This is a genomic window from Rhodococcus sp. BP-349 (assembly GCF_019835845.1).
Lineage (GTDB): Bacteria > Actinomycetota > Actinomycetes > Mycobacteriales > Mycobacteriaceae > Rhodococcoides.
This window is the reverse complement of sequence record NZ_JABUDR010000002.1, coordinates 165,990-177,463: the sequence shown is the minus strand read 5'-3', so window position 1 is coordinate 177,463 and position 11,474 is coordinate 165,990. Positions and strand designations below refer to the sequence as shown.

Below are 11,474 nucleotides of genomic sequence, written 5' to 3'. Positions count from 1 at the left end.
GGTGCAGGACGCCCGATCTCTCGTCGGGCGCATCGTCGGGCTCGGTCGGGACAGACGTCGGTAGGGACAGACGTCGGTCTCGCCACAGATGAGTCAAGACATCGTGAAGAGTACGTAAAGGTTTCGGCACGCCGTCGGCCTCGGACGGTGTTCGAGACGCGTTCCCCTCGGGGTTCGGGGACGATGCCAGTGGGCCCGCCCGGAAACACACACCGAGCACAGAATCACTGCCTCACTCGCGCTGGAGGACGGTCGAGGCAGGCAGGAAAAGAACGCACGCAAATGCAGAATGCCCCGGCCGAGAATCGGCCGGGGCATTCTGTATTGCGTGCGAGGTGATGCTTACGAGGCGGTGACCTCGAGGTCGAACGACGCGGTCACATCGGGGTGCAGCGCGACGGAGATGCGGTGCGTTCCGGTGGACTTCACGTGCGACTTCGGCAGTTCGATGCTGCGCTTGTCGAGCACCGGGCCACCGGCGCTCTTGACGGCAGCGGCGACGTCGGCCGCGGTGACCGCACCGAAGAGCTTGCCCGAGCCGCCGGTTCGCACCGACAGCGTCACGGACGTGAGGCCCTCGATGGCCTGCTTGAGCTCGTTGGCATGGTCCAGCCCGCGCACGGCGCGAGCTTCCTGGGCACGACGGATGCCCTCGACCTGCTTCTGCGCTCCGCGGGTGGCCGCAATGGCCAGCCCACGGGGCAGCAGGAAGTTACGTCCGTAGCCGTCCTTGACCTCGACGGTGTCTCCGGGTGCGCCGAGGTTGTCGACATCAGCGGTGAGGATGAGCTTCATGGTTACCTTTCCCCTTATCGCGCAGTCGCGGCGTAGGGCAGCAGTGCTACCTCACGCGAGTTCTTGACTGCGATGGCGATGTCCCGCTGGTGCTGGACGCAGTTGCCGGTGACACGACGAGCGCGGATCTTGCCGCGGTCGCTGACGTACTTACGCAGCAACGTCGTGTCCTTGTAGTCGATGGACGTGTTCTTTTCCTTGCAGAAGGCACAGACCTTCTTCTTGATCACCTTGTCGCGCAACGGCGGTTTAGGCATGGACAATCTCCGAATCTTGATTCACTGCATGTGTGGTGCGTACCGGATCAGAACGGCGGTTCGTCGTCGCCGCCGCCACGGGAGCCACCGAACGATCCCGATGCCTGCGGGGCACTGCCCCACGGATCGTCACCGCCCGAGCTGCCACCGGACGAACGACTCGACGAGCCACCCGATCCACCGGAGGAACCACCGAACCCGCCGCCGCTGTTGCCGCCGCCTCCGCCGCTGCCACGACTGACCTTGTTGACCTTGGCCGTCGCGTAGCGGAGGGAGGGACCGACCTCGTCGACCTCGAGTTCGACGACAGTGCGCTTCTCGCCTTCACGCGTCTCGTAGGAACGCTGCCGCAACCGGCCCGTGACGACGACTCGCGCTCCGCGGGTGAGTGACTCCGCGACGTTCTCCGCAGCCTCGCGCCAGATGTTGCAGCGCATGAAGAGTGCGTCGCCGTCCTTCCATTCGTTGGACTGACGATCGAACGTGCGGGGCGTGGACGCGACGGTGAAATTCGCGACCGCTGCACCTGCGGGGGTGAATCGGAGTTCGGGATCGGCCGTCAGGTTCCCGACGACGGTGATGACGGTTTCGCCTGCCATGATTCCTCTTTCTCGTGCCTTGTCAGCGCATGATCTTCTCGGTTGCCGTCAGCCTAGGGCGAGACGGTGACACGAGGGATCACTTGCCGCGGCGCAGAACCTTGGTGCGCAGCACCGATTCGTTCAGGCCGAGCTGGCGATCGAGCTCCGACACCGTGGCGGGCTCCGCGTTGATGTCGATCACCGCGTAGATGCCTTCGGCGTGCTTCTCGATCTCGTAGGCGAGACGGCGCTTTCCCCACACGTCGACCTTGTCGACCTTGCCGCCGTCCTTGCGGATGACGTTCAGGAACGTATCCAGCGACGGGGCGACCGTGCGCTCGTCGAGATTGGGGTCGAGGATGACCATCAGTTCGTAATGACGCATAAGACCTCATCACCTCCTATGGACTGTGAAACGGTCACGGACGATCCGTGACAGGAGGGTCGTTGCGTCAGCAACCGGTCCAGGCTACCTGGACAGCGGCTCACCACGAAATCGACGGATCGATGGTGCGGACAGCACGGTGCGAGGTCCGCGGCACCTACTCTTGTCCTCATGACCCCCGGCCGCGCGACCGTCTCCGGTCGCGCCGGTGTCGCCACGGCGGCCACCGTCACCGCGGTCTCGGTGATCACGATGGTGCTCGGCTACCTGAACAAGGCCCGGTGCGCCGGGGCGCCGCTCGACGAGGCCGGGCGCAGCCTCTCGTTCGATCGTGTCAAGTACTCGTCCGTCTGCTATTCCGACATCCAGTTCCTGTGGCTCGATCGCGGGATCGACCAGCACCTGTTCCCCTATCTGACCGGTGGCATCTCCGCCGACGGCACGCTCACCGGCGGAACCGTCGAGTATCCGGTGCTCAGCGGCGTTCTCATGTGGATAGGCGGGATCGCCAGCCACACGGATGCACAGTTCCTCTTCTTCTCGGCGCTCCTGCTCGCACCGTTCGGTGCGGTGACGGCCTGGATGCTCGGACGCCTCGCCGGCCGCGTCGCGCTGCTCTGGTCGGCCGGCCCCGCACTGGTCCTGTACGCCTTCCACAACTGGGAACTCCCTGTCGTCGCGACGGCCGTCGGCGCCGTGTACGTGATGTCCACCCGCATGCCGCTCCGACGTCGGGCGTACGTGGCGTCGGCACTTCTCGCGGTGGGCTTCTGCCTCAAGCTCTATCCGGGCGCGTTCGTTCTCCCGCTCGCGCTGTACGTCCTGGCGGGGGGAGTGGGCGGGACGGAATCCCCCGGGGCTGCAGGCCGATCGCCCCGACGACTCGACCTCCGGGGAGCGGCCGGGGTTCTCGGCGTCGCCGGCGCCGTCGTGGCAGCCGTCAACGTGCCCTTCGCGGTACTCGGCTACGACGGCTGGCGTGCGTCGTTCGCGTTCCAGACGATGCGGCAGGCCGACAACACCACCAACTCCATCTGGTACTGGGGACTACGGGTCCTCTACGACGTGCCGTCGGCGACACCGGACATGAACGCCGCGAACGCGGTGGCGTACCAGAACATGGTCTCGACGCTCTCCCCGATGTTGGTGCTCGTGTCGTTCGCCGCCGCGCTGTGGTTCGGCTGGCGCCGATTCCTCGGGGAGGGAACCTACCCGTGGGTGCAGGTCAGCGCGGTGATGCTCGTGACGTTCCTCCTCTTCCACAAGGTGCACTCACCGCAGTACACGCTGTGGCTCGTACCGTTCTTCGTCCTACTGCACGTTCCCTGGCACGTGGTGACGGCATACCTGATCACCGACGTCGTACTCGGTGTCGGCGTCTTCCGTTACTTCGCCGCGTTGTCGAGTGGCAGCGACGCGACCATCGAGGAGAATGTCGTGGTGTTCGGGGTGTGGGTGCGCGCCGTGCTGTTGGTCGTCCTGATCGTTCTGTTCGCACGGTCCCGTCGCCGCACTCTCGACGCCGGCCCCACCCGGTCCCCGCGCCGCCGGACCGACGCAGAAGCAGAGGTACCCGTGTGAGCAGCACGCCGTTCGATCCCGGTCCCCTGCTCGGCGAGCACGTGCACCTCGAGCCGCTCACCATCGATCACGTGGGCGAACTGGCCGCCGCCGCGGACGACCCCGCGATCTTCCGGTGGACCGGCTCCGTCGTGTCCGACGACACGACTGCCCGCGCGTACATCGATTCCGCGCTCGCGGACACGACGCGGCGGGCGTTCCTGCAGCGGGACACGCGCACCGGTGTCGCGGTGGGGACCACGTCCTACTACCAGATCGACGCCCGCAACCGGAGCCTCGCCGTCGGGTACACCTGGCTCTCGCGCTCGGCGCAGGGCACCAGGATCAACCCCGAATCGAAGTTCCTCCTGCTCGAACACGCTTTCGGCTCCGCCGACGTGGTGCGGGTGGAGTGGCACACCGATGCGCTGAACGAGCAGTCCCGTGCGGCGATCTCCAAGCTCGGCGCGCAGTTCGAGGGTCTTCTGCGCAAGCACCGTCGCCGCATCGACGGATCCTGGCGCACCACTGCGCTGTTCTCGATGACGGACGACGAGTGGCCGGACGCGCGGGAAGTCCTACGCACCCGCATCGGCAGCTGAGTCGTCCGTCGACCTGCGCGTTTTACAGAATGTGTGCACTCGTGCGGCACAGTTCACTCGACGTCACCCTCCGGGGAACGATGACAGAACCGACTGTTCGGTGAGATACTGCTGAAGAATCCGGCAGATCGACCGAAACCAGGGACACGAGAAACAAGGGCACACCAGTGACGACCACGACTCGGCGCCGACCGGATCAGGACGGCTCGGCCACCGTCCGCACCGATGGCCACACCGACAGCACCACCTACCAGCGCCCCAGCCTCACGGTTCGTGAGATCGAAGTTCTCATCAGCTGGTTCCGCTGCGATTCCAAGCCGGCCGTCGCGGCCAGCATGTTCCTCTCGCTCGGAACGGTGAACACCCACCTGACGCGGATCCGTCAGAAGTACGCGGCCGTCGGCCGACCCGCACCGACCAAGGCATCCCTGGTCGCGCGGGCCCTGCAGGACGGCCTGATCGACATCGACGAACTCTGAGGTCCGCCCGTCACTCCTGGATGTGCACCTTGGCGTCGTCGGCATGCCCCTCGGCCGCGAGGCGCCGGTTACGGCGCACGCTGGACAGGAACGACAGTCCGATGAGGACCACACCGACGAGTCCGGTGATGATCTCGTTGATGTGCACGCCGATCGAGACCAGCAGGATGATCGACAGTGCGCCGATGGCCCAGTGGGCACCGTGCTCGAGGTACACGTAGTCGTCGAGCGTGCCCTTGCGCACCAGGTAGACCGTCAGCGACCGGACGAACATCGCACCGATGAAGCCGAGGCCCAGAGCGATGATGATGGGGTCGGCGGTGATGGCGAACGCGCCGATGACGCCGTCGAAGCTGAAGGACGCGTCGAGGACCTCGAGGTAGAGGAACAGGAAGAAACCGGCCTTGCCGGTCGCCTTCGCGAGGTCCGACGGCCCGCCGGAGGTCTCCTCCTCCTCGTCTTCACCGGGGACGTGGAACAGATTGCCGAGGCCGTTCACCGCGATGTAGGTGACCATGCCCAGCACGCCGGACACCATGACCGTGGAGATCTTGTCGTCCTCCGCCATGAACTCGGCCGCGAGAACCAGCAGGATGCCGGCGACGATCACGGACATCATGTCGAGCTTGCCGGCCTTGGCCAGCGGCTTCTCGATCCATGAAAGCCAGGTGTGCTCGCGCTCCTCGAAGATGAAGCCGAGGAACAGCATGAGCAGGAACATGCCACCGAACGCGGCGATCTGCGGATGCGCGTCGGTGATCAGTGTCTCGTAGGACGGGCTGCCGTCGGGGAAGTACGCGGCATCGTCCGCGGGCGGGTTGAGAGCGAGGCGTAGCGCCGCCACGGGGCCCAGGCCCGACGCGGCCCAGACGATGACCAGCGGGAACACCAAACGCATACCGAAGACGGCGATGATGATGCCGATGGTGAGGAAGATCTTCTGCCAGAACTCGCTCATCCGGCGCAGAACCGTCGCGTTGATGACCGCGTTGTCGAAGGACAGCGACACCTCGAGGATGCCGAGGATCACGACGAGCGCGACGGCCTGCCAGCTCCCGTAGATGAAGGCCACCACGATGGCGAGCGCGGTGATCGCGAACGACCATCCGAAGATGCGTAGAACCACGGGTGGTGGCCTTTCTCTGGTGTCGATCCCTGCGGGCTCCGGCGACGGGAGTCGTTGCCCCGACATGCAACGGAGAGTGTCGCAGCGCCGTCCGACGAGGACGACGCGCAACACTCTCCGGTACTCGGACCGAATGCCCCGTCGAGCGGGACATTACTCCTTCACAGGTGTCAGACGTTCACTCCGAAGTCGCGAGCGATGCCGGCCAGACCGGAGGCGTAGCCCTGGCCCACGGCGCGGAACTTCCACTCGGCACCGTTGCGGTAGAGCTCACCGAAGACCATGGCGGTCTCGGTCGAGGCGTCCTCGCTGAGGTCGTAGCGGGCGAGCTCGGTGCCGTTGGACTTGTCGACGACGCGGATGTACGCGTTGCGGACCTGCCCGAACGACTGCGAGCGCGCGTCGGCCTCGTAGATGGACACCGGGAAATTGATGGTGTCGATGTTCGGCGGCACGGCGGAGAGCTCGACATTGATGACCTCGTCGTCGCCGTCGCCCTCACCGGTGGTGTTGTCACCCGTGTGCTCGATCGATCCGTCGGGGCTCTTCAGGTTGTTGAAGAACACGAAGTGCTGATCACTGACGACCTTCTTGTCCGTTCCGAGCGCGATGGCGCTCGCATCGAGGTCGAAGTCGGTACCGGTGGTCGTGCGGATGTCCCATCCGAGACCCACCGAGACGGCCGTGAGGTTCGGTGCGGCTTTCGTGAGGGAGACATTGCCACCCTTGGTCAGGCTGACGCCCATGGCTCGAGTCCTTTCGGTTGCGTGCTGGCGGGCGCGTGCTGGAAGTGCTGCCCACTCGCGTTCATACCCTGAACGTGCGGCATCGCACCAGCGTTCCCTCGAGCCGGTACGACTCGAGAATGCCGACACGTCCGTCAGTACCATCGGGCGGGTGACACACCGCTGGCCCGGGCGCCTGAGCCGCGGCCGGGCGCGCACCGAGGCGGTCGCCGCCATCCGGGCCGACACGGTCCGGACCTTCCTCGACATGGACAAGCGTCAGTCGATCGCGTCCGCGGGAGTCGACGCACTCGAACGACTGGGCAGATCGGACGACAGTCTCCGAGCTCGCTGGCGACCGGTGGAGGAGCAATGCTTCGCAGCGGGTTCCTCCTACCTGGGGGCCACGGAGCGCCCCGAGTCCGACGCGACCGAGGAGGCGTACGACGCCTTCGCCGGTGCCATCGCCCATCTCTCCGCCGCCAGCGCCGCGGTGGACCAGTTCTACGAGGCGCATCGGGCACGGCTCGAACACGCGCTGAGCGAGTACGCCGCGGTCCCGCGACTGGCGAACGACGCACGCACCGCGGCGACCTCCGTGCTGGCGACCGTCACCGGATCGGAGCCGCATCATTCCTACCGCTCGGTGCGTGACGCGGTAGACGCGGTGCACCGTGCACTGGACGGTCTCGCAGCCGCGGAATCCGGTGGCAGCGGCACCGCGGTCACCGGCCGCGCGGCGCAGGTGCGCTCCGCCGTGGACGATCTCCGCCGCGCTCTGGCGGAGGCACCCGGCCGCGCCGGATCGGCGTCCACCGCCCTGGCATCGGTCCGCACCCGACTCCAGGCGGTCGGCACCAAGGCCGAGTACATCGCGCCTGCCTACTCCGCCCTGCTGCGCGAGTTCGTGGCCGCCAGCTCGGACGATCTCTCCCGAGCTCGGGAGAACTGCGAGACCCACATGGTCGAGGCGGCCCGCGACATCGACGACGCGGCGACCGCACGCGACGGAGGCGATCCGGAGGAGGCACTCGACCGGATCACCGCCGCACGGCAGCATCTGTCCGACGCGGAGGCCGACATCGAAGCCGTCACCGGACGCCTGGCGCGCCTGCGCGAGGTGCGGGACGACCCGGGCGCGGTGGATCGGCGCGTCCGGTTCCGGTTGCGCGACGCACAGCTGCTGGCGGTGGACCGGGGACTGGTTGCCGAATGGGGCTCGGTGTTGGATGCTCAGCTCGCACGGATCGAGAGGGCCGCCGAGGCACTCGGAACGGGCCGGCCCGACTACTGGGCGTACCTGCGCGAACTCGATTCCGTCGAGGACTTCATCTCCGGGGTGGTCGACCGCATCCGCGGCCGACAGCGTCGGACCTGATACGAAAGGGGTTGCAGTGCAGCACTTCTCTCACCTGGAACCCGCCACACTCGAGTACCTCTTCCACCGGCCGCCCGTCGCCGTGACCGCGGAGAGCGACCTCACGACGCGTGCGCTGGCGCTGGGCGCCACGCTCTACGTCCCGGCCACCAGGGCGAACCTGGTGGAGACGGTGCGCAAGCGTGCGGCCGAGGGCTCCCGGTCCGTCGTGCTGGATCTCGAGGACGCCGTCGCCGACGGTGACCTCCAAGCGGCACGCGGACACGTCGTCGCCGCGCTGGACGCCCTCGCCGTCGACCCGCCCGAGGCCGCCGTCTTCGTCCGCGTTCGCACGGCGGAGGACATGCACCACGTCTGCGACCGTCTCACCACCGGCATCGACGTCCTGCACGGCTTCGTTCTTCCCAAGTTCCGGCCCGAGACCGGCGAGCGGTTCCTCGAGGAGGTGGCCGCGCGGTCGGCCGCAGCGGGCCGACACCTCGTGGTCATGCCCGTGATGGAGTCCCGCGAGATGGTCTACCGGGAGACCCGCGACGACGAGTTGGCCGGCGCCCGTGACGTGCTCGGCCGACACCGCGACAGTGTCCTGGCGGTGCGCGTCGGCGCCACCGACATGAGCGGCGCCTTCGGGATCCGTCGCGACCGCGACCTCACGATCTACGACGTGCGCGTGGTCGCGGACACCATCGGCGCCATCGTCAACCACCTCGGGCGCAGTGACGGAACGGGTTTCGTCGTCACCGGCCCGGTCTGGGAGTACTTCGCCGACCACGAGCGGCTGTTCCGCCCGATGCTGCGGGCGACGCCGTTCGCCGAGCACGACGCCGTGCGCTTCCGCCAGCAGCTGGTCAGCCGTGACATCGACGGTCTGCTCCGTGAGGTCGCGCTCGACCGCGCCAACGGACTGCACGGCAAGACCGTCATCCACCCGTCTCACGTCGCCGCCGTGCACTCGTTGTCGGTGGTCACCCACGAGGAGTATCAGGATGCACAGGCCATCGCATCGTCGTCCGGCGGAGGCGGCGTCCTCGCCTCGGGCTACGGGAACAAGATGAACGAACTCGGCCCGCACCGGCCGTGGGCCGAGCAGACGCTGCGCCGGGCCGCCGTCTTCGGCGTCACCGCCGAAGGTGTGTCGTTCGTCGACGTGATGCAGGCACTGGCCAGGCGTCCCGCGTCCACGACCGGCACTGCACGATGAGCCGCGCGATGGATCGCCGACTACCTTGGGCGACAGCCGAACTGGGGCTCGTCCTCGAGCACGGCACCTCGTCGGTGGGCCGGCGGGTCGGCGACCTGGTGCAGCCGGGGCTGCGACGCAACCCGCGCCGGGCCCACCTGTTGGTGTCGACCGTTCTGGGCAAACACATTCCGCAGGATCCGGCCGAGGTGATCCGAGCGGGTGAGCTGCTGGGCTCCCTGTGCGCCGACGTGCTCGCCGGCCACGACGACGGAGTGGTGGTGCTCGGATTCGCCGAGACCGCCACGGGACTCGGCCACTGTGTGGCGACGCGTCTCGGAGCGCGGTCCTACATCCACTCGACTCGTCGACCGGTCGAGGGATTCGCCGTGCACGGCGAGTTCGAGGAGGGCCATTCGCACGCGACGGATCATCGCCTCCTGCCCACCGATCCGGAACGCGACCTTCCTCCGTACCTCCCGATGGTTCTGGTCGACGACGAGATCTCGACGGGAACGACAGCCCTCGGTGCCATTCGTGCGGTACATGCTCTCGCACCCCGTGCGCGCTACGTGATCGCCTCACTCGTCGACATGCGCTCGGCGGACCACCGCCGCGAGACCGATCGTGTCGCAGCGGAACTCGGTGTGGTCATCGACTCGGTGTCGCTCGCGACGGGCACCGTGCATCTGCCGGACGACATCATCGCCGTGGTGGAGGCGTTACCGGCCGCACCCGCACCGGTGGATGCTCCACGACCTGGATCCGTCACGCGGGTCGACGTGCCCTGGCCGGCCGGGGTTCCCGACGGCGGTCGCCACGGTTTCCGGGCGGCGGACACCGCCGCCTTCGACGCCGCGGTCGAGGAGTCGGCCGATCTGCTGCGGCCCCATCTCGGCTCGGACACCACCGTCGTGATCGGGCACGAGGAACTGATGTACCTCCCGCTACGGATCGCCCGGGCACTGTCGGACCGAGGGACGCCGACGCTGTTCCAGACCACCACCCGCTCACCCGCTCACGTGCTCGACGAACCGGGATACCCGCTCCGACGCGGCTTCTCCTTCCTCGCACCGGAACCTGCGGCCGGTGGCCGACGTCATCTCTACAACGCCCGGGTACCGGACGAGACGGCGCCGAGCCCCGTTCTTCTCGTCGTGGATCCGCCCGCGGACACCGAGGCGTTGACGGGTCCGGACGGCCTCGTGGACGCCCTCACCCGCACCGGCATCGACGTCACCGTCGCCGTGGTGGCGGCGGAGCCGCACTCGCTGCGGACGGGGTCTCGATGACGGCACCGCTGCACGGTCCGGCGTTCGGGTCCTACGCGGCGGACGAGGTGTCCTGGCTCCTGAAGGATCTCTCGCACGTCTCGCTGGAGGCGGACACCGCGTCGCGGGAGCAGCAGATCCAGTCGGGCGCAGCGCACTACGCCGAGAGCCTGCCCGTCGAGTATCAACCCGACGCCGCCTACCGCGACCTGTTCGCCACCGTCCTGGAGGAGAGTGCGACCCGCCTCGCCACCGCGGTCGGCGTCGTCACCGACCTGGTGATCGCCGAGCGCGGTGAGAACCTGGTGCTCGCCTCTCTCGCCCGCGCCGGCTCTCCCATCGGCATCCTGATGCGCCGCTGGGCGCGGGACGTGCGTGGTCTCACGTGGCCGCACTACGCCGTCTCCATCGTGCGGGACCGGGGGATCGACTCCGCCGCGCTGCACCACCTCGCCCGCCACCACGATCCTGCCGACGTCGTCTTCGTGGACGGGTGGACCGGGAAGGGCGCCATCGCCAGGGAGCTGACCGCCGCCCTGGACCACGTCCACGATTCGGGTGGCCCGCGCTTCGACGACCGGCTCGCGGTACTGGCGGACCCCGGGCACTGCGTCACCACCTACGGGACCCGCGACGACTTCCTCATTGCATCGGCGTGCCTGAACTCGACCGTGTCGGGCCTGGTCTCGCGCACCGTGCTCAACGACACGCTCATCGGACCAGCTGAGTTCCACGGCGCCAAGTTCTACGCCGATCTCGCCGCGGTCGATGTGTCGAACCTGTTGCTGGACACAGTGTCTGCGCGGTTCGGTGATGTCACCAGCGCGGTGGCGACGGGACTGTCGGACGTCCGTTCTGCCGATCGGACTCCGACGTGGAGCGGGTGGGCCTCGGTCGAGCGCGTACGGGAGGAGTACGGCATCAGCACGGTCAACTTCGTCAAACCCGGGGTGGGAGAGACCACCCGGGTGCTGCTCCGCCGGGTCCCGTGGCGCGTTCTCGTGCGCGACGCGGACGCGCCGGAACACCGCCACATCCGCATGCTCGCCGAGGCGAGGGGAGTGCCCGTGGACGTCGTTCCCGATCTCGCCTACTCCTGCGTGGGTCTGATCCGGGACGTCTCGTGACCGAGGCG

At 67.7% G+C, this 11,474-nt stretch carries 13 protein-coding genes; 7 read left to right on the top strand and 6 right to left on the bottom strand.

The annotated features are described in order from the left end of the window. Window positions 1-342: 342 nt before the first annotated feature. The 4 genes from rplI to rpsF form a co-directional block, all read right to left on the bottom strand. The gene (rplI, locus tag HQ325_RS11250) at window positions 343-795 is read right to left on the bottom strand and encodes a 50S ribosomal protein L9 (protein WP_222629498.1); all 453 of its coding nucleotides are present in this window, start codon (window positions 793-795) and stop codon (window positions 343-345) included. A gap of 14 nt (window positions 796-809) precedes the next feature. After that, window positions 810-1,052: a 30S ribosomal protein S18 gene (rpsR, locus tag HQ325_RS11245; RefSeq protein WP_027506021.1), complete on the bottom strand. Its 243-nt coding sequence runs from the start codon at window positions 1,050-1,052 to the stop codon at window positions 810-812. A 47-nt stretch (window positions 1,053-1,099) separates the two neighbouring features. After that, a complete protein-coding gene (locus tag HQ325_RS11240) occupies window positions 1,100-1,651 on the bottom strand; it encodes a single-stranded DNA-binding protein (protein WP_027506020.1) in 552 nt (183 codons plus the stop codon). A gap of 79 nt (window positions 1,652-1,730) precedes the next feature. After that, on the bottom strand, window positions 1,731-2,018 hold the full coding sequence (rpsF, locus tag HQ325_RS11235) for a 30S ribosomal protein S6 (RefSeq protein ID WP_027506019.1): 288 nt from the start codon (window positions 2,016-2,018) through the stop codon (window positions 1,731-1,733). Window positions 2,019-2,189: 171 nt separating this feature from the next. On the opposite strand from rpsF, the gene HQ325_RS11230 reads away from it, so the two are divergent. From HQ325_RS11230 to HQ325_RS11220, 3 genes are all read left to right on the top strand, one after another. After that, window positions 2,190-3,599 (top strand): hypothetical protein, encoded by a 1,410-nt coding sequence (locus HQ325_RS11230; protein ID WP_222629496.1) that lies wholly within the window; start codon window positions 2,190-2,192, stop codon window positions 3,597-3,599. After that, window positions 3,596-4,180 (top strand): GNAT family N-acetyltransferase, encoded by a 585-nt coding sequence (locus tag HQ325_RS11225; RefSeq protein ID WP_222629494.1) that lies wholly within the window; start codon window positions 3,596-3,598, stop codon window positions 4,178-4,180. Before HQ325_RS11230 ends, HQ325_RS11225 begins: the two co-directional genes overlap by 4 nt. A 167-nt stretch (window positions 4,181-4,347) precedes the next feature. Beyond that, window positions 4,348-4,659 (top strand): LuxR C-terminal-related transcriptional regulator, encoded by a 312-nt coding sequence (locus HQ325_RS11220; RefSeq protein ID WP_222629492.1) that lies wholly within the window; start codon window positions 4,348-4,350, stop codon window positions 4,657-4,659. Window positions 4,660-4,669: 10 nt separating this feature from the next. Here HQ325_RS11220 and HQ325_RS11215 read toward each other — a convergent pair whose 3' ends face one another. Both HQ325_RS11215 and HQ325_RS11210 read right to left on the bottom strand, forming a co-directional pair. After that, window positions 4,670-5,785 carry a DUF475 domain-containing protein gene (locus tag HQ325_RS11215; RefSeq protein ID WP_027506016.1) on the bottom strand — a complete coding sequence of 372 codons (1,116 nt, stop codon included), beginning with the start codon at window positions 5,783-5,785 and terminating at the stop codon, window positions 4,670-4,672. 170 nt (window positions 5,786-5,955) lie between these two features. Next, the gene (locus tag HQ325_RS11210) at window positions 5,956-6,531 is read right to left on the bottom strand and encodes a TerD family protein (RefSeq protein WP_027506015.1); all 576 of its coding nucleotides are present in this window, start codon (window positions 6,529-6,531) and stop codon (window positions 5,956-5,958) included. A 151-nt stretch (window positions 6,532-6,682) separates the two neighbouring features. Here HQ325_RS11210 and HQ325_RS11205 point away from each other — a divergent pair, with 151 nt between their 5' ends. The 4 genes from HQ325_RS11205 to HQ325_RS11190 are packed head-to-tail and all read left to right on the top strand — an operon-like array spanning window position 6,683 to window position 11,466. Continuing rightward, entirely contained in the window at window positions 6,683-7,888 is a 1,206-nt protein-coding gene (locus HQ325_RS11205; RefSeq protein WP_308014515.1) for a hypothetical protein, read from the top strand. A gap of 16 nt (window positions 7,889-7,904) precedes the next feature. Next, window positions 7,905-9,089 carry an HpcH/HpaI aldolase/citrate lyase family protein gene (locus HQ325_RS11200; RefSeq protein ID WP_222629490.1) on the top strand — a complete coding sequence of 395 codons (1,185 nt, stop codon included), beginning with the start codon at window positions 7,905-7,907 and terminating at the stop codon, window positions 9,087-9,089. Continuing rightward, window positions 9,086-10,360, top strand: coding sequence for a phosphoribosyltransferase family protein (locus HQ325_RS11195; protein ID WP_222629488.1), 1,275 nt, complete (start codon window positions 9,086-9,088; stop codon window positions 10,358-10,360). The genes HQ325_RS11200 and HQ325_RS11195 overlap by 4 nt, the downstream gene beginning before the upstream one ends. Further along, entirely contained in the window at window positions 10,357-11,466 is a 1,110-nt protein-coding gene (locus HQ325_RS11190) for a cysteine protease StiP family protein (protein ID WP_222629485.1), read from the top strand. The genes HQ325_RS11195 and HQ325_RS11190 overlap by 4 nt, the downstream gene beginning before the upstream one ends. The last annotated feature ends 8 nt before the right edge of the window (window positions 11,467-11,474 follow it).